27 protein-coding genes, 1 rRNA gene and 1 pseudogene are annotated in these 22,262 nt (G+C 66.5%); 12 read left to right on the top strand and 17 right to left on the bottom strand.

Going from position 1 to position 22,262, the window contains the following annotated elements; all coding sequences use genetic code 11:
* A partial coding sequence (locus BVI061214_RS01875) for a transposase (protein ID WP_082333156.1) occupies nt 1–238 on the top strand: 238 nt, incomplete at its 5' end.
* Nucleotides 239–370: 132 nt separating this feature from the next.
* Here the strand turns inward: BVI061214_RS01875 and BVI061214_RS01870 are convergent.
* From BVI061214_RS01870 to era, 3 genes are read right to left on the bottom strand one after another with little or no spacing between them, the layout of a single operon-like run.
* Complete coding sequence (locus BVI061214_RS01870) at nt 371–1,180, bottom strand: HesA/MoeB/ThiF family protein (RefSeq protein ID WP_053767061.1); 810 nt, start codon at nt 1,178–1,180, stop codon at nt 371–373.
* The gene (locus tag BVI061214_RS01865) at nt 1,181–2,062 is read right to left on the bottom strand and encodes an acyltransferase (protein WP_053767060.1); all 882 of its coding nucleotides are present in this window, start codon (nt 2,060–2,062) and stop codon (nt 1,181–1,183) included.
* A 43-nt stretch (nt 2,063–2,105) separates the two neighbouring features.
* Nucleotides 2,106–3,011 (bottom strand): GTPase Era, encoded by a 906-nt coding sequence (gene era / locus BVI061214_RS01860; protein ID WP_053767059.1) that lies wholly within the window; start codon nt 3,009–3,011, stop codon nt 2,106–2,108.
* 81 nt (nt 3,012–3,092) lie between these two features.
* Between era and dprA the strand changes: the two genes are divergently transcribed.
* Nucleotides 3,093–4,094, top strand: a complete 1,002-nt coding sequence (gene dprA, locus BVI061214_RS01855) for a DNA-processing protein DprA (protein WP_053767058.1) — start codon at nt 3,093–3,095, stop codon at nt 4,092–4,094.
* 57 nt (nt 4,095–4,151) lie between these two features.
* Here dprA and BVI061214_RS01850 read toward each other — a convergent pair whose 3' ends face one another.
* Entirely contained in the window at nt 4,152–5,060 is a 909-nt protein-coding gene (locus BVI061214_RS01850; RefSeq protein WP_053768552.1) for a manganese catalase family protein, read from the bottom strand.
* Between the two features lie 112 nt (nt 5,061–5,172).
* Between BVI061214_RS01850 and BVI061214_RS01845 the strand changes: the two genes are divergently transcribed.
* Genes BVI061214_RS01845 through BVI061214_RS01830 form a run of 4 tightly spaced genes read left to right on the top strand, consistent with a single transcriptional unit; the run spans nt 5,173 to nt 7,488 of the window.
* Complete coding sequence (locus BVI061214_RS01845) at nt 5,173–6,081, top strand: hydrogen peroxide-inducible genes activator (protein WP_053767057.1); 909 nt, start codon at nt 5,173–5,175, stop codon at nt 6,079–6,081.
* Nucleotides 6,082–6,112: 31 nt separating this feature from the next.
* Nucleotides 6,113–7,069: a branched-chain amino acid transaminase gene (locus tag BVI061214_RS01840; RefSeq protein ID WP_053767056.1), complete on the top strand. Its 957-nt coding sequence runs from the start codon at nt 6,113–6,115 to the stop codon at nt 7,067–7,069.
* Complete coding sequence (locus BVI061214_RS01835) at nt 7,059–7,247, top strand: hypothetical protein (RefSeq protein ID WP_003049535.1); 189 nt, start codon at nt 7,059–7,061, stop codon at nt 7,245–7,247. The genes BVI061214_RS01840 and BVI061214_RS01835 overlap by 11 nt, the downstream gene beginning before the upstream one ends.
* A gap of 1 nt (nt 7,248) precedes the next feature.
* A complete protein-coding gene (locus BVI061214_RS01830) occupies nt 7,249–7,488 on the top strand; it encodes a hypothetical protein (protein ID WP_003049532.1) in 240 nt (79 codons plus the stop codon).
* Here the strand turns inward: BVI061214_RS01830 and trmH are convergent.
* The 5 genes from trmH to dcd are packed head-to-tail and all read right to left on the bottom strand — an operon-like array spanning nt 7,478 to nt 10,897.
* Nucleotides 7,478–8,062 carry a tRNA (guanosine(18)-2'-O)-methyltransferase TrmH gene (gene trmH / locus BVI061214_RS01825; RefSeq protein WP_053767055.1) on the bottom strand — a complete coding sequence of 195 codons (585 nt, stop codon included), beginning with the start codon at nt 8,060–8,062 and terminating at the stop codon, nt 7,478–7,480. The two genes, BVI061214_RS01830 and trmH, sit on opposite strands and share 11 nt — an antisense overlap.
* The gene (hisG, locus tag BVI061214_RS01820; RefSeq protein WP_053767054.1) at nt 8,059–8,670 is read right to left on the bottom strand and encodes an ATP phosphoribosyltransferase; all 612 of its coding nucleotides are present in this window, start codon (nt 8,668–8,670) and stop codon (nt 8,059–8,061) included. The genes trmH and hisG overlap by 4 nt, the downstream gene beginning before the upstream one ends.
* Nucleotides 8,667–9,746, bottom strand: a complete 1,080-nt coding sequence (locus BVI061214_RS01815) for an ATP phosphoribosyltransferase regulatory subunit (protein WP_053767053.1) — start codon at nt 9,744–9,746, stop codon at nt 8,667–8,669. The genes hisG and BVI061214_RS01815 overlap by 4 nt, the downstream gene beginning before the upstream one ends.
* Complete coding sequence (locus BVI061214_RS01810; RefSeq protein WP_053767052.1) at nt 9,743–10,348, bottom strand: peptidylprolyl isomerase; 606 nt, start codon at nt 10,346–10,348, stop codon at nt 9,743–9,745. The genes BVI061214_RS01815 and BVI061214_RS01810 overlap by 4 nt, the downstream gene beginning before the upstream one ends.
* A 3-nt stretch (nt 10,349–10,351) precedes the next feature.
* Nucleotides 10,352–10,897: a dCTP deaminase gene (gene dcd / locus BVI061214_RS01805; protein WP_003049516.1), complete on the bottom strand. Its 546-nt coding sequence runs from the start codon at nt 10,895–10,897 to the stop codon at nt 10,352–10,354.
* 30 nt (nt 10,898–10,927) lie between these two features.
* On the opposite strand from dcd, the gene BVI061214_RS01800 reads away from it, so the two are divergent.
* A complete protein-coding gene (locus BVI061214_RS01800) occupies nt 10,928–11,794 on the top strand; it encodes an Ig domain-containing protein (RefSeq protein ID WP_053767051.1) in 867 nt (288 codons plus the stop codon).
* On the opposite strand, the gene BVI061214_RS01795 is transcribed toward BVI061214_RS01800, so the two are convergent.
* Nucleotides 11,791–12,270 carry a macro domain-containing protein gene (locus BVI061214_RS01795; RefSeq protein ID WP_053767050.1) on the bottom strand — a complete coding sequence of 160 codons (480 nt, stop codon included), beginning with the start codon at nt 12,268–12,270 and terminating at the stop codon, nt 11,791–11,793. The two genes, BVI061214_RS01800 and BVI061214_RS01795, sit on opposite strands and share 4 nt — an antisense overlap.
* A 28-nt stretch (nt 12,271–12,298) precedes the next feature.
* Between BVI061214_RS01795 and BVI061214_RS01790 the strand changes: the two genes are divergently transcribed.
* The 4 genes from BVI061214_RS01790 (at nt 12,299) to BVI061214_RS01775 (ending at nt 15,642) form a co-directional block, all read left to right on the top strand.
* The gene (locus BVI061214_RS01790) at nt 12,299–13,006 is read left to right on the top strand and encodes an SDR family NAD(P)-dependent oxidoreductase (RefSeq protein ID WP_155982953.1); all 708 of its coding nucleotides are present in this window, start codon (nt 12,299–12,301) and stop codon (nt 13,004–13,006) included.
* The gene (gene nrdR / locus BVI061214_RS01785; RefSeq protein ID WP_003049786.1) at nt 13,003–13,479 is read left to right on the top strand and encodes a transcriptional regulator NrdR; all 477 of its coding nucleotides are present in this window, start codon (nt 13,003–13,005) and stop codon (nt 13,477–13,479) included. The genes BVI061214_RS01790 and nrdR overlap by 4 nt, the downstream gene beginning before the upstream one ends.
* Before the next feature lie 99 nt (nt 13,480–13,578).
* Nucleotides 13,579–15,095: ribosomal RNA gene (locus tag BVI061214_RS01780) — 16S ribosomal RNA — on the top strand.
* 94 nt (nt 15,096–15,189) lie between these two features.
* Entirely contained in the window at nt 15,190–15,642 is a 453-nt protein-coding gene (locus BVI061214_RS01775; RefSeq protein WP_040684676.1) for an NUDIX hydrolase, read from the top strand.
* Here the strand turns inward: BVI061214_RS01775 and meaB are convergent.
* The 4 genes from meaB to BVI061214_RS01755 are packed head-to-tail and all read right to left on the bottom strand — an operon-like array spanning nt 15,622 to nt 19,009.
* Complete coding sequence (meaB, locus tag BVI061214_RS01770; protein ID WP_053767049.1) at nt 15,622–16,563, bottom strand: methylmalonyl Co-A mutase-associated GTPase MeaB; 942 nt, start codon at nt 16,561–16,563, stop codon at nt 15,622–15,624. The two genes, BVI061214_RS01775 and meaB, sit on opposite strands and share 21 nt — an antisense overlap.
* A gap of 32 nt (nt 16,564–16,595) precedes the next feature.
* On the bottom strand, nt 16,596–16,970 hold the full coding sequence (locus BVI061214_RS01765) for a RidA family protein (RefSeq protein WP_003049483.1): 375 nt from the start codon (nt 16,968–16,970) through the stop codon (nt 16,596–16,598).
* A 4-nt stretch (nt 16,971–16,974) separates the two neighbouring features.
* On the bottom strand, nt 16,975–18,792 hold the full coding sequence (locus BVI061214_RS01760) for a protein kinase domain-containing protein (protein ID WP_053767048.1): 1,818 nt from the start codon (nt 18,790–18,792) through the stop codon (nt 16,975–16,977).
* A gap of 1 nt (nt 18,793) precedes the next feature.
* Nucleotides 18,794–19,009 (bottom strand): hypothetical protein, encoded by a 216-nt coding sequence (locus BVI061214_RS01755; RefSeq protein WP_053767047.1) that lies wholly within the window; start codon nt 19,007–19,009, stop codon nt 18,794–18,796.
* Nucleotides 19,010–19,096: 87 nt separating this feature from the next.
* On the opposite strand from BVI061214_RS01755, the gene murA reads away from it, so the two are divergent.
* Entirely contained in the window at nt 19,097–20,395 is a 1,299-nt protein-coding gene (murA, locus tag BVI061214_RS01750) for a UDP-N-acetylglucosamine 1-carboxyvinyltransferase (RefSeq protein WP_053767046.1), read from the top strand.
* On the opposite strand, the gene BVI061214_RS14160 is transcribed toward murA, so the two are convergent.
* The 3 genes and pseudogenes from BVI061214_RS14160 to BVI061214_RS13380 form a co-directional block, all read right to left on the bottom strand.
* Entirely contained in the window at nt 20,336–20,749 is a 414-nt protein-coding gene (locus BVI061214_RS14160; protein WP_428843231.1) for a dTMP kinase, read from the bottom strand. The two genes, murA and BVI061214_RS14160, sit on opposite strands and share 60 nt — an antisense overlap.
* 46 nt (nt 20,750–20,795) lie before the next feature.
* Nucleotides 20,796–21,926: a serine hydrolase domain-containing protein gene (locus BVI061214_RS12360; protein WP_162208004.1), complete on the bottom strand. Its 1,131-nt coding sequence runs from the start codon at nt 21,924–21,926 to the stop codon at nt 20,796–20,798.
* Between the two features lie 74 nt (nt 21,927–22,000).
* Nucleotides 22,001–22,262 (bottom strand): annotated as a pseudogene (locus BVI061214_RS13380) (hypothetical protein); the annotation flags it as partial.

Raw genomic sequence — 22,262 nt, 5'->3', positions numbered from 1 at the left:
TCCCTACGCGGGGGTACGGGGGGTCTGGGTGCGGGAGGGGGCGGAGGTGCCGGAGATTCCGCGGGAGCGTGGGTTCAAGCCTTTACCTAAGAGGTGGGTGGTGGAGAGGACCTTTGCCTGGCTGGGGCGGAACCGGCGTCTTGCCAAGGACTATGAGGAGAACCCTCGGGTAAGCGAGGCCTGGGTCTATCTGGGCATGCTACGATTGTTGGTGAAGCGGCTAGCCAGGGCCGTGTAACTGCCCCTGGAGGACTTTTACGACAGCCTCTTAAGTGCCTGCGCTTTAGTTTCGCAACATGGGGTGCCCAAGTCTGGTCTTTGGAAGGGCTTTTCTGGGGCCCCCACCGCGGCTTTCGCCGCGGTGGGGTACTTAGAGGCCGCAGAAGGCCTCGTAGTCTATGAGCTCCCTTTGGGTGGGCTGGTCCCCGCAGACGGGGCAGGCGGGGTTGCGGCGTACCTTGAGCTTGCGGAAGCTGGCCTCGAGGGCCTCGTAAAGCAGAAGGTGCCCGGCCAAAGGCCTTCCAAGCCCCAAGAGGACCTTCAGGGCCTCGGCGGCCATCAGGGCCCCCACCGTCCCCGGCAGGACCCCGAAGACCCCGGCCTCGGCGCAGGAGGGGACGGAGCCCGGGGCCGGGGGCTTGGGGAAGAGGCAGCGGTAGCAGGGCCCCATCTCCCCCTCCGCCGTGGGGTGGTGGAAGACGGCCACCTGGCCGTCAAACTGGTAGATGGCCCCGAAGACCAAGGGCTTATTTAGAAGCACGCAGGCGTCGTTTGTCAGGTAGCGGGTGGGGAAGTTGTCGGAGGCGTCCACCACCAGGTCGTAGCCCTTCAGGATCTCCAGGGCGTTTTCCGAGGTGAGGCGCACCGGGTAGGCCTCAATCTCCACCAGGGGGTTGAGGGCGGAAAGCCGCTCCTTGGCCACCAGGGCCTTGGGCTGGCCCACGTCCTGGGTGGTGTAGAGGACTTGGCGGTGGAGGTTGGAGAGCTCCACCCGGTCCATCTCCACGATGCCCACCCGGCCCACCCCGGCCGCCACCAGGTACTGGAGGACGGGCACGCCAAGCCCCCCCGCCCCCACCACCACCACGGAGGCCCTCTTGAGCCTCTCCTGCCCCTCGGGGCCCACCCCGGGCAGGATCATCTGCCGGTGGTAGCGGTCCAGCTCCTCCTTGGTCCACATCTAGGCCTCCCGGGTGCCGAAGCCGGGGGGGAGGAAGTCGGGGTAGTCGGGGTTGCCCTTGCGGTCGGGCGCCTTGGGGATCAGGTCCGAGGGGTGGGGCTCCCCCTTGCGGCAGTAGGGGCAGTCGTGGCGCACCTTGTAGCGCACGGGCTTGGCGGGGATGCCCAGGGCGATGGCGTGGGGGGGGATGTCCCGGGTGACGATGGCCCCGGTGCCCACCATGGCGTCGTCCCCAATGCGCACCCCGGCCAGAACGGTGGCGTGGTAGGTGATGCGCACCCCGCTGCCGATGACCGTCTCCTTCAGGGTCACGTCGGGGGAGGCCAGGACGTGGTGGGTGTGGCTGTAGACGTTGACGTAGTCGGAAAGGGAGGTGCCGTCCCCGATCTTGATGCCCCCGATGTCGTCCAGAAGCACGTAGCGGTGGACCACCACGTCGTCCCCCAGCTCCAGGTTGTAGCCCACGGAAAACTCCACGTTCTGGAAGAACTTGGGGTTTCGCCCCACCCGCTTGAAGATGAAGGGGGCCAGGGCCCTCCTTATGGCCACCCCCGAGTGCACGGACTGGCCGATGGGGGTGAGGTCCAGGACCTTCCAGAACCAGAGGAGGGGCTTCACCTTCTTGAACTTTTCCGGGTCCGTGGCGGCGTAGTACTCGGCCTCAAAGGTGATGCCCTCGGGGTCCAGGGCCATGGCCAAAAGGGGGCTCACCTCCAGAAGCTCCTCGTAGGGCCTGCCGTAGAGGAGCCTGGAAAGCTCCTCCCGGACCAGGGCGTTCCGGTCCACCCCCGGGTCGGAAAGCCGCTCCACCAGGCCGCCGATGTACCGATCCAGGGCCTTCTGGTGCAGGGGGGCGATGGTCTTGGGAAGAAGCCAGGGCATAGGCCTATGGTAAAGGGGAAGGGGAAGTCTGGGGTGGCGGGGCTCACCCCACCGAGGCCCGGTAGCCCAGCTCCCTTAGGGCCTCGGGGTCCTTGCGCCAGTCGGGGTAGACCTTGACCTCGAGGTCCAGGTAAACCTTGCGGTTCAGGAAGACCTCCAGCTGCTTCCTGGCCGCCTGGCCGATCTCCTTCAGCTTTTTCCCGCCCTCGCCGATGACGATGCCCTTCTGGGAGGGGCGCTCCACGTAGACGACCACCTTGATGTAGAGGACGCCGTTTTCCCTCTCGGCCACCTCCTCCACCTTGGTGGCGATGGCGTAGGGCACCTCGTGCCACAGGCGCTTCATGGCCTCTTCCCGCACGATCTCCGCCACCCACTCCCCGAAGGTCTGGTCGCTCTTGGCGTGGTCCTCGGGGTAGTAGAAGGGGCCCTCGGGCATGAGGGCGAGGAGCTCGGCCTTGAGCCCGGCCACCTGCTTCTCGTCCAAAGCGGAGAGCATGCGGGGCTCGGCCTCGGGCAGGAGGGCGTGGTAGGCCTTCAGGGCCTCCTCGGGGTACTTGGCCTCGTCCAACTTGTTGCCCACCAGGAGGATGGGCACCTTGCCCACCAGGGGCTTCAGGGCCTTGGCCACCAGCTCGTCCTCCGGGGTGGGGGGGTGGCGGAGGTCCACCACCCATACCACGGCGTTCACGTCGGCAAGGGCCTCGTAGACCTCCTGGTCCATGAACTCGCCCAGGGCGTCCATGGGCTTATGGAGGCCCGGGGTGTCCACGAAGACGATCTGCCGCCTTCCCTCGGTGAGGATGCCCCTAAGGCGCTTCCTGGTGGTCTGGGGGCGGGGGCTTATGGGGGCCACCTTGACGCCCAGCAGGTTGTTGAGGAGGGTGGACTTGCCCACGTTGGGCTTGCCCACGATGGCCACGAATCCGGAATAGGTTTTCTCTTCCATGGTGGTTAGGTGATCCCGGCCCTGGGATTTGCCCAAGGGGCAGGGGCCGGACCTTCCAGGTCTTTCAGTATACTCCAGACCGTGGACCCTCTGGCCCTGGCCTTCCTTCCTGGGATCGGTCCCAAGAGGCTTCTAGAGCTTCTGGGGGCGGAAGACCCCAAAAAAGCCCTGGCGGAGCGCTTTCCCCAGCTCCTGGAGAGGCTTTCTGAGGCCGAGGCCCGGGCGGAGGCCGAGAGGCGCCGGGCGGAGGAGCTTAGCCTCAGGATCCTGGGCCTTTGGGAGGAGGGGTTTCCCGAAAGCCTGAAGCGCCTGCCTCAGCCCCCCACCCACCTCTACCTCAAAGGGACCCTGCCGGAGGAAGGCCAGGCGGTGGCCGTCGTGGGCACCAGGAGGGCGGCTCCCTGGGCCCTCTCCTTCGCCCGCAAGCTGGCCCGGGCCTTGGCGGAGGCGGGGGCGGTGGTGGTCTCGGGCCTGGCCCGGGGCATTGACCGGGAGGCCCACCTGGGGGCCCTCGAGGCGGGTGGCCGCACCCTGGGGGTGCTGGGAAGCGCCCTGGACCAGATCTACCCGCCGGAGCACCGCCCTATGGCGGAAAGGATGGACCTCCTCTCCGAGTTCCCGTTGGGCACCGGCCCCAAGCCCGAGCACTTCCCCCGCAGAAACCGCCTCATCGCCGGGCTCGCCCGGGCGGTCATCGTGGTGGAGGCTCCCCTCGAGTCCGGGGCCCTCATCACCGCCCGCTACGCCCTGGAGCTAGGCAAGGAGGTCCTGGCGGTGCCGGGAAGGCCCACGGACCAGGGCTCCCTGGGGGCCAACCGCCTCATCCAGGACGGGGCCTACCCCGTCCTCGCCCCGGAGGACGCCCTCGCCTACCTGGGCTTTTCTGGCAGGCGCAAGGAGGTCCCCGAGCTTTCCCCGGAGGAGTCCCGGCTTTACGAGCTCCTCCGCCAGGGGGAGGCTTTGCCCGAGCACCTGGCAGAGGCCCTGGGGATGAGCCCGGAAGGGGTCATCTCCCTCCTCACCCTCCTGGAGCTCAAGGGCTTGGTCCAGGCCCTCCCCGGGGGGCGGTACGGGGCCACCTGACCGGTTCAAGGGAAACCCCCGCCGAGGAAAAGGCCTCGGCAGGGGTGTTGCTCGGCCTTACTTGGCTTTTTCGTAGAGCTTCTTGGCGATCTCGTAGAGCTCCCCGGGGTGGAACTCGGGAGCGAACTCGGCGGCATCGTGGCCGGCGTCAAAGACGGGGCCGCCTGCGGGAGGCCCGTCCACCACCACCACTTCGCTGCCGTCTTCCGGCGAAGGGCCGGCCCAGATGAGGCCTAAGTCCTTGTAGTCTTCCTGGCTGAAACGGTACAGGTTCCGGTGGAAGCCCAGGTCCATGAACTTTTTGGCCTCGGGAATCTTGCTGTTCTCAATACGGGGGATGGGAAGCATCTTGTTCATCTCCACCCCGGTAAGGGTTTCCAAGGCCTTGCCGTAGGCGGCAGCGTGGACCCCACCCCGCACCAGGAGGTACCCGATCATCTCCCGGGCCACAGGGTTGTCGGTCATCTCGTAGACCCGGAGCTTGTGGGTGCGGGCCGCCACCTCCAGGAAGAAGTTGTGGAGTAGGTCTAGAATCAGATTACCGCTGGTGAAGACGTACTCCCCGTGCCAGTGCTCCCCCATAGCCCCCATTACCAGGCTGTTGCCCCCACCGGCGATAAAGTGGGCGACGTTGCGGGCGTCCTTGGCAAAGCCTAAGGGAGCGGTCACGGGATCCACTCCTTCTTCCAGGTCCTTCCCCGGATTCTTGGCCAGAAGGGAGTTGATGGTGGCCGCCACCAGCTCGATGTGTCCCAGCTCCTCCGTGGCGATGTTGGCGATGAGGTCGTAGTAAGGCTTGAGGGCCTTCTTCCCCCGGAAGTTGAAGGACTGGTACATGTAGTTCATCAGGGTGGACATCTCTCCAAACCGCCCCCCTAGAAGGGCCTGCACCGCCGCTGCGGCGTTGGGGTCCTGTTCCTTGGGCATGGGAAGCTCTATCTGTAGCCGATCAATCCTCAGGAACATGCTTTTCACCTCCCGAAGGCCGGCGGGGTTTTCCCCGCGGCCACTTTCCACCTTAGGGAAGGATCGTCCATAATTCCAATAGATTCTTTTAGGAGTTGCATAAACTAGATTTATGCGTCTGACCCTAGACCAGCTTCGCTCGCTGGTGGCCTTGGCGGAGGAAGGGAGCTTCACCTTAGCGGCGGAACGGGTCTACCTGAGCCAGCCCGCCTTGAGCATCCAGATCCGCAAGCTGGAGGAGGCCTTAGGGGCTAAGCTTTTTGACCGAAAAAAGGGGACCCTGACCGAGGCGGGCCGCGTGGCCGTGGCCCAAGCCCGTAGGGTTTTGGAGGAGGTGGAAAGGCTTACCCTTCTGGTCCGGGGTGAGGAAGCCCCCTTTCAGGGGCCTTTCCGCCTGGGGGTGATCCCCACCCTCACCCCTTATCTCCTCCCCCGGCTCCTCCCCAAGCTCCAGGAGCGCTATCCCGGGTTGGAACTGGAGATTAGGGAAGACCTCACCCCAAACCTCGTCCAGGCCCTCCAGGAAGGGGGTCTGGATGCCGGACTCGTGGGCACCGAAGAAAACCACCCAGGCCTGAGGGCCACACCCCTTTTTCGGGAGGCTTTTTGGGCCTATGTTTCCCCAAATCATTGGCTTTATTCCAGAGAAAGCATCCATCCCTTGGAGATTCCCCAGGAGGACACATGGGTTCTCTCCGAGGGCCATTGTTTGCGGGACCAGGTCCTTTCCGTATGCCGCCCCAGCTTGACCAAGCGGCGGGTGGAGTTTCAGAGCGGCAGCCTGGAAACCTTGCTTCTCCTGGTGGAGGGTGTAGGGGGGCTCACCCTTTTGCCCGAGGTGGCCCTTTGGACCCTGCCTGAGGCCAAGCGGGCCCATTTGCGCCCCCTGACCCCCCCGGGAGCGGGGCGCACCGTCTACCTGCTCCTGCGCGAGGGGAGCCTTAAAACCCGTGTGGCCCAAGGGGTGGCCGAGGAGGCGGTAAGGACCTTTCAGGCCTTACGCCTCGAGGCCCAGGCGTAGAAAAGCGTTATGATGAGGGCGGAGGTTAGCCATGACCAAGCCTGAGCCCAAAGGCGGCGATGTCCAGATCCGGGCGGGCCTCATCTGGTTCAACGGCAAACTGGTTCCCCAGGAGGAGGCCAAGACCAGCGTCCTATCCCACGCCCTCCACTACGGCACCAGCGTCTTTGAGGGCATCCGGGCCTACGAGACCCCCAAGGGCCCCGCCATCTTCCGCCTCAAGGAACACGTCAAGCGCCTTTACAACTCGGCCAAGGTCCTGCGCATGGAGATCCCCTACACCCCCGAGGAGATGGAGGAGGCCATCAAGGAGGTGGTGCGGCGAAACGGCTACAAGAGCTGCTACATCCGCCCCCTGGCCTGGATGGGGGCCAAGGCCCTAGGGGTGAACCCCCTCCCCAACAACCCCGCCGAGGTCATGGTGGCCGCCTGGGAGTGGGGGGCGTATCTGGGGGAGGAGGCGGTGCGCAAGGGGGCCAGGCTCATCACCAGCTCCTGGGCCCGCTTCCCCGCCAACGTCATGCCCGGCAAGGCCAAGGTGGGGGGGAACTACGTGAACTCCGCTCTGGCCAAGATGGAGGCCCTGGCCGCCGGGGCCGACGAGGCCCTCCTCCTGGACGAGGAGGGGTACGTGGCCGAGGGGAGCGGGGAGAACCTCTTCTTCGTCCGGGACGGGGTGATCTACGCCCTGGAGCACTCGGTGAACCTCGAGGGCATCACCCGGGACTCCGTCATCAGGATCGCCAGGGACCTGGGCTACCAGGTCCAGGTGGTCCGGGCCACCCGGGACCAGCTCTACATGGCCGACGAGGTCTTCATGACCGGCACCGCCGCCGAGGTGACCCCGGTCTCCATGATTGACTGGCGGCCCATCGGGGAGGGGACCGCTGGGCCCGTGGCCCTGAGGCTTCGGGAGGTCTACCTGGAGGCGGCCACCGGCCGTCGGCCCGAGTACGAACACTGGCTCACCTACGTGAATGGGCAATAGGCGGTTGCGGAAAAGCGTGGAGAGCTACCAGGCACGCATCCGCGAGCACCAGGCCAAGATAGAAGAGGAGCTGCGTCGCCTCGAGCCCAGGTGGGAGCTCATCCGCTACTGGGAAAAGGAGATTCGGGCCTACCAAGGACGGGTGGAACGGCTCCTCCGCAGAATGGGAAGGAGGTAGGATGCCCAAGGCGGAATCCCGGAAACGAGCGCGTAAGGAGCGCCTGCGGGAGGTCCTGGAAGTTCTCCTGGAGGAGCTGGATGAGGCCTCCCGGGCCTTCCAGAGCGCTTGGAAAAAGGCCAAGGAGAATCCTGAAGACGAGGAGGCCTGGGGGGAGCTTCAGGTCTGGGTTTCCGTGATGGGGGTCAAGGCCAAGTCCCTGGAAGAACTACTGGAAGAGGAGGCCTTCCTCACTTCCTGAGCCAGTCTTCCAGGATCTTTTGGTAAAGCTCCGGGTCCAGGCGGGGCCGGTCGTAAAGCCCTGCCTGTAGCCTCTGCCTTTGGGCCTCAAAGAGGATGACGGCGGCGGCCACGGAAACGTTCAGGCTCTGCACCATGCCCAGCATGGGGATGTGGATGAGGCCGTCGGCCAGGGCCAAGGCCTCCTCGGAAACCCCCCACTTCTCCGCTCCCAGGACGATGGCGGTGGGCCTGGTGTAGTCCACCTCCCGGTAGTCCCGGGCCCCCTCCTTTAAGGCGGTGGCGTAGACGCTGAAGCCCCCCTCCCGGAGGTGCCGGAAGGCCGCCTCCGTGGTGGGGTGGACCTCCAGGTAGACCCACTTGTGGCTTCCCCCGCTGGTCTCGTTGAAGGTGGGCACGCCCCCCGTGGGGTTCACCGCGTGGGCCTGCAGGATACCCACGGCGTCGCAGGTGCGCAGGATGGCGGAGAGGTTGTGGGGCTTGTGGACGTTTTCCATAAGCACCGTGAGGTCCGGCTGCCTGCGCCTGAGGACCTCCTCTAGTCGCCTTCGTCTTTCCAGGGTGCGCTCCTTCATGGCTGCCTCAGCCGGGCGATGAGGGGCTTGAGAAGCGCCCTTTTTAGCTTGAGGGCCTGGCGGTTGACGATGAGCCTGGCGGTGGACTGGGCCAGCACCTCCACCTCCACTAGGCCCGCCGCCCTTAAGGTAGCCCCCGTCTGCACCACGTCCACCACGGCGTCCGCCAGGCCGGTAAGGGCCGCCAGCTCAATGTTGCCGGAAAGCTCCACCACGTCGGCCAGCCAGCCCCTTTCCTTCAGGAGCCGGGTGGTGAAGAGGGGGTACTTGGTGGCGATGCGGCGGATGGGGGAGGTGTCCCCGGGGCGGCGGACGAGGGAGAGGCGGCAGGCCCCGAAGCCCAGGTCCACGGGCTCGTAGACATCCCGGTCCGAGTCCAGGAGGATGTCCTTCCCCACCACCCCCAGCTCGGCGATGCCCAGGTCCACGTAGACGGGCACGTCCTTATTGCGCAAAAGGAGAAGGGCCACGCCCCCCTCCTTCCCGTGGAGGAGGGCCCGCTCGTTCTCCACCTGGGGCAGGTCCAGGCCCGCCTTCTTCAGGGCCTCGTAGGCCTCCTCAAAGATTCTGCCCTTGGGCAGGGCCACGGTGAGGAGGTAGCGCCTCATTCCACCCTCCAGATCTCTTCCCCCCGCGCCAGGTAGGGGATGCCCCGGGCTTTGGCGTGGGCCACCGGGTCTTCCCCGTGGAAGAGCTCCACCCTTTTTTCCTTGGCGAAGCGGCGCAGGGCCTTCAGGTCCAGGGCCAGAACCTCCGGCGGAGCCTCCCCTTTGGGGGGCTTGAGGGCTTCCAGGAGCCTCTCCACCCCCAGGGCGAAGCCCGCCGCCTTGGGCAGGAGGGCCCCGTCGTACCGCCCGCCCCCCAGAAGGGGCAGGCCGAAGCCCGGGGTGTAGGCCCGAAAGAAGATGCCCGAGTAGTACTGGTAGCGCCGGGCCATGCCCAGGTCTAGGAGGACGGGCCTTTCCAGAAGCTCCAGGGTCTGGCGCAGGCCCCTCAGGGCCTCCCGGGCTCTTTTGGGAAGGGGCAGGGCCTCCGCCTCTTCCAGGACCTCCTTTTCCCCGTAGAGGTCGGGGAGGGCGAGGAGGGTCTTCCTGGCCTCCGGGCTCACCGGGTGGCGGTCCAGGAGGGCCTTTAGCTCCGGGAGGTTCTTGCGGTGGATGGCCCGCTGGGCCTCCTTCTTGGCCTCCTCCGGCAGGCCGGAGGCCTTGAGCGCCTCCCCCACTAGGCTGGGGAGGCCCACCTCCACCACGCCCTCCACGCCCAGGGCCTCGAGGGCGGCGAAGGCCAGCTCCAGCACCTCGGCGTCCGCCAGCGGCCCCGTGGCCCCGATGAGCTCTAGGCCCACCTGGGTGTACTCCCGAAGGCGCCCCAGCTCGGCGTCGGCCTCCCGAAGCCAAAGCGCCCCGGCGTACTGGAAGCGGCGCACCCCCTCCCCCAGGTGAGGCCTGAGGAGCTTGGAAAGAAGGGTGGTGAACTCGCTCCTTAAGGCCAGGACCTCCCCCGTCCTGTCCACCAGCTTGAAGGCCCTCTCCGCCAGGGGGTGCTGGGGGTCGTAGGCCTCGAGGGCCGGAAGCTCCACGGGCTCGTAGCCGTGGCGGTAAAAGAGGTCCTGAAGCCGCCCCACGACCTCGGCCTTGAGCCGGGCCTCGGGGGGGAGGAGAAAGCGGGTGCCCTCGGGGATCATTCCTTGACCAGGATCTCCACCATGAGGAGCTTGTCCTTCTTCCCGCCCGCCAGGGGGCCCTCGGTGGGGGCCAGGCGCTTCACTACGTCCATGCCCTCCACCACCTGGCCGAAGATGGTGTACTGCCCAGTGAGGTGGGGGGCGGGCCCCAGGGTGATGAAGAACTGGCTCCCGTTGGAGTTGGGGTCCTGGGTGCGGGCCATGCCCACCACGCCCTCCCGGTCAAAGGCCAGGCCGGGGGCGATCTCCAGGCCAAAGGCGTAGCCGGGGCCGCCCCGCCCGGTACCGGTGGGGTCCCCCGTCTGGGCCACGAAGCCGGGGATGACCCGGTGCCAGTCCACGCCCTCAAAGTAGCGGTGGAGGGCCAGGAAGACGAAGGAGTTCACCGTGTTGGGGGCCTCTTTTTCCAGAAGGTCTATGAGGATGTCCCCCTTGGCGGTCTTGAGCCGGGCGTAGTAGTCCTTGCCGGGCTCCAGGACCGGCCTGGGCGCGGAGAAGGTGCGAACGGGGGTTTCCGAGAGGTAGGGGAGGGGCTTCATGCTCTCACCTCGGCAGGCGCTCAAAAGCGCAAGGAGAAGGAGGAGAAAGGGCCGCACCCCCATAGCCTACACCCGGGGCAGGGTGATGCCCTTCTGGCCCTGGTACTTGCCCTGGCGGTCCCGGTAGGTGACCTCCGGCCTCGGGCCCTCGAGGAAGAGGAGCTGGACGATGCCCTCCCCGGCGTAGACCTTGGCGGGCAGGGGGGTGGTGTTGGAGATCTCCAGGGTCACGTGCCCCTCCCAACCCGGTTCCAGGGGGGTCACGTTGGCCACGATGCCGCACCGGGCGTAGGTGCTCTTGCCCAGGGCGATGGCGATCACGTTTTCCGGCATGCGGATGTACTCCACGCTCCGGGTCAGGGCGAAGGAGTTGGGGGGGATGATGACCTCCTCCCCCTCGTACTCCACGAAGCTCTTGGGGTCAAAGTTCTTGGGGTCCACCACCGTGGAGAAGACGTTGGTGAAGATCTTCCACTCGGGGGCGGCCCGGAGGTCGTAGCCGAAGCTGGAGAGGCCATAACTAATGACCCCTTCCCGCACCAGGCGCTCCTCAAAGGGCTCAATCATGCCCTTTTTCGCCATCTCCCGGATCCACCAGTCCGGCTTCACCATGCCCTCAACTATACCGGCTAGACTGGCCTTATGCGAAAGCTCTGGCCCCTCCTTCTCCTCCTCGCCGCCTGCGGCACCCAGGACCCCACGAGGGTGGGGGTGGAGCCGCTGCGCCTCACCGCCACCAGCCTTCCCCCCGCCTACCTGGGGGAAAACTACGCCTACGCCTTCAGCGCCGAGGGGGGGGTGAGGCCCTACAGCTTCGCCCTAGAGGGCAGGCTCCCTCAGGGCCTCACCTTCCAGGGCGGGCGCGTGAGCGGCGTGCCCAAGGAGAAAGGGCAGTTTCCCCTCATCCTCACCGTGGAGGACGGGGCCAAGAACAGCCGCACCGCCCGCCTCACCCTCACCGTCTCCGATCCCCCGCCCCCCAGGCTCACCTTGGTCCAGCCCCCGGCCCAGGTGGAGGGACCCTTCCTCCTCCTGGGCCGGGTGGAGGTGCGGGAGGCCTTGGGCTTCCAGCTGGAGGTGGTCCTCAAGGACCTCAGCCCGGACCTGAGCGGCTTCAAGGGGGCAAGCCCCGTCTATCTCCTGGACTACGACCCCGAAACTGACCTCCTGCGCCTGGACATGGCCTTCTCCAAGCCCCTCAAGGACCAGGAGGCCTTCCGCCTCCTCCTCGCCCCCAGCAAGCCCCTCACCCCCAGGCTCTCCCCCAAGGTGGTCCTCTACGACAAGGAGGGCAAGCCCCTGGGCCAGCCCCTGGCCCGTAGCCGGCCCTTCGCCGACCTCCTGGCCCTGGCCCAGAACTGGGGCAAGGAGGGGAAGGAGCTCAAGGGGGACCTGGACGGGGACGGGAAGGTGGGGGAAGGAGACCTCAGGCGCCTGGCCGAGGGGTACTTCCCCAAGGCAAAGCCTCTGCCCCAGGAGCCCAAGCCGGGGGAAGGGCAGGCCCCTTAGAGGGCCCTTCGGATGGCCTCGGCGTCCTCCTTGCGGTAGCCGTAGAGGGTGACCTCCAGGGTGTCCGGGGCCTTCTTGATCTCCTCCAGCATGACCCGGGCTACCGCCTCCACGGGAAGCCCTCCCACCCCGGTTCCCAGGAGGGGGAAGGCGACCGTCTTGAGGCCCAGTTCCACCGCCTTTTCCAGGGCGCTCCGGGTGGCCTGGCGCACGGTTTCCAGGCTGGCGGGCTCGTCCCCCAAAACGGCGGCGTGGATCACGTAGCGCACCTTCAGGTTCCCCGCCCCGGTGACCGCCGCCTCGCCCACGCGGATCTTGCCGATGCGGTCGCACTCCTCCTGGATGGAGGGCCCACCCTTCCTGAGGATGGCCCCCGCTACGCCGGCTCCCAGCTTCAGGTAGTTGTTGGCGGCGTTGACGATGGCGTCCCCATCAAACTCGGTGATGTCGCCTTCGGCGATGCGGATGCGGGCCATGGCCTTATTTTCCCGTACAATGGGCCTGATGTCACGGGATCTTCTGGGCCTCGAGGGGCGGATCGTCATGGTAACCGGGGCCGGGCGGGGCTTCGGGCGGGCCATCGCCCACGGCTACGGACGCAACGGGGCCACGGTCATCGCCGTGGACCCCGACGTGGAGCTGGCCACCAGCGTGGCCTCGGAGGTGGAGGCCCTGGGGGCCACGGCCATCCCCATCCGCGGGGACATGAGCGTGGTTCTGGACGTGACCAGCACCTTTGAAAAGGTGGAGGAGCTTTTTGGCCTTTTGGACGGCATCGTCCACGTGACCACCGCCGAGAGCAAGACCCCCTTCGTGGAGCTTCTGGAAGGGGAGTGGTACGACCTCATGAGCCAGGATGTCAAGTCCAGCCTCTACGTCCTGCAGCAGGGCCTGAGGCACCTGGCGGGGGGCGGCTTCGTCACCCTGGTCCTGCCCCCTGCCGCCCGCATAGAGCCCCACACCCTCTCCGTGCGCAAGGCGGTGGAGGGCCTTATAGAAGGGACTACCCGCACCTTTCCCGGGGTGCGGGTGAACGGGGTGGTCCCCTCCCGGGACCCGGTGGGCGAGGCCCACGACCAGGCCCTGGTGCGGGCAGCCTTGGCCCTGGGGTCCATGGTGGCCGAGGGGGTCCGGGGGGTGGTTTTGGAGGTGCAGCTCCCCGAACCCCCCATGGCCCCCGAGATCTACGAGATGTTGCGGGAAGTGCCATGAAGTGCCCCTACTGCGGCCATCCCGACACCCGGGTGGTGGACTCGAGGCCCTCCGACGAGGGAGCCGCCATCCGCAGGCGGCGGGAGTGCCCCTCCTGCGGCCGCCGCTTCACCACCTACGAGCGCACCCAGCTGGAGCCCCTCATGGTCATCAAAAGGGACGGCCGCAAGGAGCCCTTCAACCCCGACAAGCTCCTTAGAGGCCTCCTCCTCGCCTGCGAGAAGCGCCCCGTGGACCAGGAGGCCCTGAGGCGCTTCGCCTACACCTTTGAGGACCAGGTCGCAGGCCCGGAGATCACCTCTGAGGAGATCGGCCTCAAGGCCATGGCCTTCCTCAAGGACCTGGACCAGGTGGCCTACATCCGCTTCGCCTCCGTCTACCGGGAGTTTGACTCCGTGGAGCGGTTCATAGAGGAGATCCGCCAGCTCTTTGCTGAACTTCCCCGGGTTGACAAGAAGGAAGGGGCTTGGTAGGATAACTGTCGCTGCGCGGGCGAAAGCCCAAGCAGGGGGACCTTGAAAAGGGGAGAACGCAGGGCTAACGCTAGCGTTTAAACGCCTCAAGGCGTTTTTTTGGTGGAGAGTTTGATCCTGGCTCAGGGTGAACGCTGGCGGCGTGCCTAAGACATGCAAGTCGTGCGGGCCGTGGGGTATCTCACGGTCAGCGGCGGACGGGTGAGTAACGCGTGGGTGACCTACCCGGAAGAGGGGGACAACATGGGGAAACCCAGGCTAATCCCCCATGTGGACACATCCTGTGGGGTGTGTTTAAAGGGTTTTGCCCGCTTCCGGATGGGCCCGCGTCCCATCAGCTAGTTGGTGGGGTAAGAGCCCACCAAGGCGACGACGGGTAGCCGGTCTGAGAGGACGGCCGGCCACAGGGGCACTGAGACACGGGCCCCACTCCTACGGGAGGCAGCAGTTAGGAATCTTCCGCAATGGGCGCAAGCCTGACGGAGCGACGCCGCTTGGAGGAGGAAGCCCTTCGGGGTGTAAACTCCTGAACCCGGGACGAAACCCCCGATGAGGGGACTGACGGTACCGGGGTAATAGCGCCGGCCAACTCCGTGCCAGCAGCCGCGGTAATACGGAGGGCGCGAGCGTTACCCGGATTTACTGGGCGTAAAGGGCGTGTAGGCGGCTTGGGGCGTCCCATGTGAAAGGCCACGGCTCAACCGTGGAGGAGCGTGGGATACGCTCAGGCTAGACGGTGGGAGAGGGTGGTGGAATTCCCGGAGTAGCGGTGAAATGCGCAGATACCGGGAGGAACGCCGATGGCGAAGGCAGCCACCTGGTCCACTCGTGACGCTGAGGCGCGAAAGCGTGGGGAGCAAACCGGATTAGATACCCGGGTAGTCCACGCCCTAAACGATGCGCGCTAGGTCTCTGGGTTATCTGGGGGCCGAAGCTAACGCGTTAAGCGCGCCGCCTGGGGAGTACGGCCGCAAGGCTGAAACTCAAAGGAATTGACGGGGGCCCGCACAAGCGGTGGAGCATGTGGTTTAATTCGAAGCAACGCGAAGAACCTTACCAGGCCTTGACATGCTAGGGAACCTGGGTGAAAGCCTGGGGTGCCCCGCGAGGGGAGCCCTAGCACAGGTGCTGCATGGCCGTCGTCAGCTCGTGTCGTGAGATGTTGGGTTAAGTCCCGCAACGAGCGCAACCCCTGCCGTTAGTTGCCAGCGGGTGAAGCCGGGCACTCTAACGGGACTGCCTGCGAAAGCAGGAGGAAGGCGGGGACGACGTCTGGTCATCATGGCCCTTACGGCCTGGGCGACACACGTGCTACAATGCCCACTACAGAGCGAGGCGACCTGGCAACAGGGAGCGAATCGCAAAAAGGTGGGCGTAGTTCGGATTGGGGTCTGCAACCCGACCCCATGAAGCCGGAATCGCTAGTAATCGCGGATCAGCCATGCCGCGGTGAATACGTTCCCGGGCCTTGTACACACCGCCCGTCACGCCATGGGAGCGGGTTCTACCCGAAGTCGCCGGGAGCCTTAGGGCAGGCGCCGAGGGTAGGGCCCGTGACTGGGGCGAAGTCGTAACAAGGTAGCTGTACCGGAAGGTGCGGCTGGATCACCTCCTTTCTAAGGAGCATGAAGCCCTGCGTTCTCCCCTTTTCCAGGTCCCTTGGGGGCGCCTTCGGGCGCCCCTTTTTTTTGGCCGGAAGCGAGGGGGAAGGTGCGTAGGAAAAGGCACGTGGCCAGGGCCAAAAAGCGGGTGGTCTCCGCCGGGGGCGTGGTCTTGCGGGGAACCCCCCCGGAGGTGCTGGTGGTCTCCTTGAAGGGGGGGCGGGTGGTCACCCTGCCCAAGGGGCAGGTGGAGCCCGGGGAGCGCTACGCGGAGACGGCCGTACGGGAGGTGCGGGAGGAGACGGGGGTGGAGGCGGCCCCCCTGGTCCCTTTAGGCAAGGTGCGCTACTACTTCACCGTTAAGGACGAGGGGGAGCCCGTCACCGTCAGCAAGGAGGTCCACTACTTTCTCATGGCCTACCGGGGCGGGGAGCCTAGGCCCCAGCTCTCCGAGGTGGAGGCCGCCTACTTCCTCCCGGTCTCCGAGGCCCTAGAGCGGCTTTCCTACCCCAACGAGCGGGAGATGCTGAGAAAGGCCCTGCTACGCTTCCGGCCGCAGTAGGCTCCAGGCGGCTTCCTCGGGAGTGAGTTCTCCCCGGGCCACCCGGGCCACCAGGTCCTCGGCGGCCTGGGTTCTGCGGCGGCCCCACTCCTGGATGACGCTCTCCACCTCAAAACGGGTCCTTTCCAGCCGGTGGGCCTCGAGGAGCCCGTGCTCCTTTAGGTGGCGGTGGTGGGCCTCGAGGCCCTCAAAAAGGGCCTCCACCCCCTCTCCGGTGGCGGCCACCGTGGGGTAGATGGGGGGGCGCCAGCCCCCGGGCCGGGGAGGGGAGAGCTCCAGGGCGCCCTTGAGCTCCTGGATGAGGCGCTCGCCCCCGGGCAGGTCAAACTTGTTGACGGCGAAAATGTCGGCGATCTCCATGACCCCGGCCTTGAAGGCCTGGACGGCGTCCCCTGCCGCCGGGGTCAGGACCAGGAGGGTGGTGTCGGCCACCCGGGCGATGTCCACCTCGCTCTGCCCCACCCCCACGGTCTCCACGAAGATGCGCTGGAAACCAAAGGCCTCCAGGAGGCTTAAGGCGGCCACCGTGGCCCCGGCCAGGCCGCCCAGGGCCCCCCGGGAGGCCATGGAGCGGATGAAGACCCCGGGGTCCTGGTGGTGGCGCATCATGCGGATCCGGTCCCCCAGGATGGCGCCCCCGGTGAAGGGGCTGGAGGGGTCCACGGCCAAGACCCCCACCCTTTCCCCCCGCTTGCGGGCCTCGAGGATGAGGCGGTCGGTGAGGGTGCTCTTGCCCGCCCCCGGGCTTCCCGTGATCCCCACCACCTTGGCCTGCCCCACGCCCCTCAGGCGCTTGAGGAGGGCCTGGCCCCAGGGGTGGCCGGACTCCACCAGGGTGAGGGCCCGGGCCAGGGCCCGGGGGTCCCCCTGGCGGAAGCGGCGCTCCAGGTCGGCAACCCTTTCGTCCTGGGCCTCGGTCATGCCGTCATTCTACGTTTTTTGGCAAGGGCGCGCTATTCCGCCAGGGCGATGCAGGCCACCTCCACCCGCACCCCCCGGGGGAGGGCCTTCACGGCCACCGTGGCCCGGGCGGGGTAGGGCGGGGCGAAGTAGCGGGCGTAGACCTCGTTGAAGCCGGGAAAGTCCTCCATGTCCACAAGGAAGCAGGTGGTCTGGACCACGCGGGAAAGGCCCGAGCCCGCCGCCTCCAGGATGGCCTTCAGGTTCTCCATGACCCTTTCCGTCTGGGCGCGGATGTCCCCCTCCACCACCTCCCCTTCGGGGGTCAGGGGGATCTGGCCGGAGACGAAGACCAGGCCTAAGGCCCTGATGGCCTGGGCGTAGGGGCCGATGGCCTTGGGGGCTTTGTCGGTCTGAAGGGCCTCCATGGCCTCATCCTACGCCAAAGCGGTAGAGCCTGCCCAGGGTGTTGACCACCAGGACCTCCTGGGCCAGGGGGAGGGGAGGGACCTGGACCGAGCCCAGGCCCGTGGCCTCAAAGACCACCTGGCCCCTTTGGTCCACGGCCAGAAACCGCCCCTCCTCTGTGGCCAGGAAGACGTGGCCGCTGGCGTAGCTTAAGCCGGCGGTCACCTTGCCCACCTCGAGGCTCCACGCCTCCTCCCCCGTGGCCTGGTCCAAGGCCCTCAGCACCCCGTCCCAGGCGGCCACGTAGACCCGCTCCTCGTCCAGGGCCAGACCGCCCCAGACCTCCCCCTCCAGCTCGGCGTTCCAGAGGGTTTCCCGGCTTAAGGGGTCAAAGGCGTAGATCTCCCCTTCCCAGGTGGGGATGAAGAGCCTTCCCCTGAAGGCGGCCACCGGGGCGTGGATGGCCCCGGCCCGCACCTTGTAGCGCAGGACCCCGGTTTCCGGGTCCAGGGCGTAGAGCCAGCCGTTCTCCGCCCCCACGAAGAGGAGGCCCCGGTAGAAGGTGGGGCTGGCGGCGAGGTGCCCCCCGGCGTGGAAGCGGAAGAGGGGCTCGTCCTTCCGGTAGGCGTAGAGGGTCCCGTCCCGGCTGGCGATGTAGACCCTGTCCCCCAGGACCAGGGGGGCGGCGGTGACCTCGGCCCCGGTGCTTGCCGTCCAGTCCAAGGCCTGCCCGCGGAAGCGGCGCACCTTGCCGTCAAAGCCTCCTATGTACACCCCGCCCCGGGCCACGGGCGGGCTGGAGGCGGCGTCGGGGAGGGGGTGGCGGCGCACCTCCCCCGTGTGGAGGTCCACCTCCAGAAGGTGCCTTTCCGAGCCCAGGTAGACCCGCCCCTGCAGGTGGACCATCTCCCCCGGCCAGGCGGTCTCCCCGCCCAGGTCCAGCCGGGCCTTGAGGCTAAGGCGCCGGGGGTCGGGGCCAAAGGGGTAGTGGCCGGAGCGGCTGGCCCCGGCCCGGGGGGTGGCCAGGCGCAAGGCTTCCAGGTCCCGCAAGGGCCCTTGGAAGAGGGAGGGGTGGCCCGGCCTCTCCTCGGGGTGCTTGGCCAGAAGCCCCAAGACGGCCTCGCTCACCCCCCTGGGGATGGCGGGGTTTAAGGCCTCCGGGGGCTTGGGCTCCTCGTAGACGTGCTGGAAGAGGATGGCCTGGTCGTTTTCCCCCTCAAAGGGGGCCTTGCCGGTGAGGGTGCGGTAGAGGACCGCCCCGAAGCTGTAGAGGTCCGCCTTGGGGGAGAGGGGGAGGCCCTTGGCCTGCTCGGGGGCCATGTAGGTGGGGGTGCCCAGGGTGTAGCCGGTGCGGGTGAGGTGGCGGCTCTCCTGGAGGATGTAGGCCAGGCCCAGGTCCATGACCTTGGGGTGGCCCTCCTTGGTGAGGAGGATGTTTTTGGGGGTCAGGTCCCGGTGGATGACCCCTTGGGCGTGCAGGTGGGCCAGGGCCTCGAGGACCTGCGTGGCCGCCCTCAGGATCCTTTCCCCTTCCGGCCCCTCCTCAAAAGGGCCCAGGGCGTCAAAGGGGCCCCCGTCCACCAGCTCCATGACGAAGTAGGGCCGCCCCTCCTCCTCCCCCAGGTCCAGCACCTGGACGATGCCCGGGTGAAAGAGGCGGGAAAGGGCCCGGACCTCCAAGAAGAAGCGCTCCCTTTCCGGGGGCAGGGCCCGGGCGTGGAGGACCTTCACCGCCACCAGCCGCCCCAGGCGCTCGTCCACCGCCCGGAAAACCTCGGCCATCCCCCCCTGGCCCAGGGGGGCCTCGAGGCGGTACCGCCCGCCCAGGACCACGGCCGTCATTCTATTCTTCCTCGGGTTCCAGGCGCTTTAAGAGCTCGGCCAGCTCCTCCTTATTCCCCTCCAGCTCTTCCACGATCTTGGCGATGGCCAGCCGCACCACCTCGGACTTGGAGACCAGGCGCTCCGGGCTGGAGAGGGCGTAGGCGGCCCGGGTGAGGAGGGCGTCCTGCTCCTCGGAGATCACCACCTGAAGCCGTTTTTTTTCCTTCTTGGGCATATCCCCCTTGGGGCCAAGTGTAGCAAAGCGCGCATCGCCTTGACAACAGGGTATTTGGGGCTTATCCTCGCCTTGAGTAAGGTGTGTATGATGCACAAGGACCCGGGGAAGGGCAAGCGGAGGATCCTGCGCGTGGAAGGCGGCGTGCCCCTTTCCGGAGAGATCCGGGTCTACCCCGCCAAGAACGCCGCTTTGCCCATCCTGGCGGCGAGCCTCCTCACCGCCGAGCCCATCACCCTGGTGGAGGTGCCCAAGCTCAGGGACGTGGAGGTGATGCTGGAGCTCCTCGCCCACCTGGGCACCCATTACCGCTGGGAGGGCCGCACCCTCCACCTCCACACCCCCGAGATCCGGAATACCGAGGCCCCCTTTGAGCTGGTGGGGCAGATGCGGGCCAGCTTCATCGTCTGGGGGGCCCTTCTCGCCCGGGTGGGGGAGGGGACCGTCCACATGCCTGGGGGGTGTGCCTTCGGGGCCCGCCCCGTGGACCAGCACCTCAAGGCCCTGAGGGCCCTGGGGGCCGAGGTGCAGGAAAGGGAGGACGGCGCCTTCCACGCCCGCCGGGTCCGGCCCCTTTCCGGGCGGGTGGTCTTTGACCTGCCCACGGTGGGGGGCACGGAGCAGGCCATGCTGGCCGTGGCCCTGGGCGGGGAGGCCACCTTGGTCCAGGCGGCGGTGGAGCCTGAGGTAGAGGACCTGGGCCGCTTCCTCCGCATGCTGGGGGTGGAGGTGCGGGGTCTGGGAAGCCCCATCCTCCACGTGCGGGGGGCCAAGCGCCTCGGGGGCGGCACCTACCGCATCATTCCCGACCGCATAGAGGCCGGAACCTACCTCCTGGCGGCGGCGGCCACCCGGGGGAGCGTCACCCTCACCGAGGCCCGGCCCGACCACCTGGACGCCCTTCTGGACAAGCTGGCCCAGGCGGGCCACCAGGTGGAGGTGGGGCCCGACTGGGTCCGCCTCACGGCCACCCCTGCCCCCAAGCCCTTCCAGGTGGAGGCCCGGGAGTACCCGGGCTTTCCCACGGACCTCCAGCCCATCGTCACCGCCTATTTGGCCACGGTCCCCGGGCAGAGCGCCGTCACCGACCGTGTCTACCCCGACCGCTTCACCCACGTTGGGGAGCTGGCCCGCCTGGGGGCGGAGCTATACCTGAGGGACCGCACCCTTTTGGTGAACGGAAAGCGCCTGCACGGGGCCCAGGTCAAGGCCCTGGACATCCGGGCCGGGGGCGGGCTGGTGGTGGCCGCCCTAGCGGCGGAAGGGGTATCGGAGATTGAGGGGGTGTACTTCCTGGAGCGGGGCTACGAGCACCTGGAGGAGCGCCTACAGGCCTTGGGGGCTAAGGTGGGCCTCGAGGAGGCCCTTCTGGCCGCCGCTGACTGATGGGCCTTTTTGGGGCCCCCGCCGTGGCCAGGGCCACGGCGGGGCACTTATACCCTTGTTTCCTGTTTCCTTCGGCCTACCATGCCTGGTAATACCCTCGTCCCATTCCGTTTCGCCTTGCCTCAAAGCGGGGCGGATGACTTGGGCGACATGTTCTGCCCGCGCCGCCAAAAAAGGAAAGGCTTCCGCCCACGCACTCAAAGGCTTCTCACGCAGCAACAATTGGCGCAATCGCTCACCCAACGGCGTCCCGCCAGGTTCGGCGGTGACGACAACCGCAAAACCTTCCTGTCGCAACCGTTCGGCAAAGGCGCTTGCGACCGTTGTCTCCCCGCTGCCGTCAATGCCCCCCACCGTGATGAACAAACCCTGCGTCAGGATGCCTCCTCCAAATCGGTGCTCACAAAAACAGCTCTATCATTCTGCCAATGGCGTCGTCGCAAGCACGAAAAGCATGTTCACCGCCACAGTTGGCAGCAGCGAGGAAAGCCGCGTTGCGATTAGGTGCCAGCCAGATCACGGCAAACCAAAGGGTGTTGCTGCCTGCATGGGTGAAGGCAACGCCTTTCGCCCAACTTCGCTTCACGACGAGCCAACCCAACGCGTAGCCTTGCTGGAACGGGTCGTCGTGCAACTTTCGGAAAGTTTCGGGTTTCAAAAGCAACCCTTGCTCTCCTCGCGCCCCTTTCAAATGCAATAAGGCAAACCTTGCCCAGTCATTCAACGAGCAGTGAACGCCTCCTGCTGGGGCAAGGGCTGGTGGGTTATCGGCTTCTGGGCTGGGCGCAATAGGCCGGCACTGACGCCATGAATGGTAATGCCCATAAACCTTTGGTGGTGCGCCAAACCCGACAGACTCCATGCCTAACGGTTTAAAGAGTTCTGCGCTCATCAACTCTTCCCACGACCGCCCCGTTACCGCCTCCGCCATCGCCGCCGCCACGACATAGCCGGCGTTGGCGTAAACCATCTTTTCGCCAGGCGGATAAGCAGGTGGTCGCGAAAGCAGCCACCCCACCACGCGGCGCCGTTGCTCCCGCATCGGTTCCGTCAACCTCCTCAACCTCGGAAAGATGACGGCATCAGGTTTTCTGTCGTCAGGCAAACCCGACCGATGAGCAAGAAAGTGATAAAGGGTTGCTTGGCGAAATTTCGGATGCAAGCGGTCTTGAAGGTCAGGGAAAGCCTCAGCGACCGTCGTCTCCCAGGCCAACACCTTTCGCTCCACCAACCTCGCCAGCATCGTCGCAGTCATGGCTTTGGTGCACGAGCCAAGATGAAAGGCGTCGTCGCGGCTAACCGACTCTTTACCTCCTACTCGGTACACTCCCACCGCGTCATAAATGACCGTCCCATCACCGCTCGCGAAAGCCCCTGCTAATGCGGGGACGCCATGCTTTTGGCGGGTAGCGGTCAAGGCATCTCGCAGTAACCGATCGGGTTTCTTCTCGCCCACCTTGCCCAATTTGGCACCTTGACCAGCACCAAGCCCCATATTTGCCAACCAAAAGAGAAACAGCCGTCGGTTCATCTGCGCTCCCTCCAATCTGTCAAGCCCCTGCATTTTTTGCCTCAGAGGCTGTCGTAAAAGTCCTCCACAGGCAGTCACACGGCCCTGGCCAGCCGCCTCACCAACAATCGTAGCGTGCCCAGATAAACCCAGGCCTCGCTTACCCCAGGGTTCTCCTCATAGTCCTTGGCAAGACGCCGGTTCCGCCCCAGCCAGGCAAAGGTCCTTCTCCAGCTCCAAACCCAGGGAAGAAGCCGTCTCCTTGAGGCCCCGGTACCCCCAGTCCACGAAAAGCTTCCGCACCCGTGGCCACAAGGAGAGGTCCATTCCCGCAAGCAAGGCCCGCCCACCCCACTT

Origin of the sequence: Thermus aquaticus (assembly GCF_001280255.1) — a bacterium.
Lineage (GTDB): Bacteria > Deinococcota > Deinococci > Deinococcales > Thermaceae > Thermus > Thermus aquaticus.
This window is presented reverse-complemented; position numbering and strand designations above follow the sequence as displayed.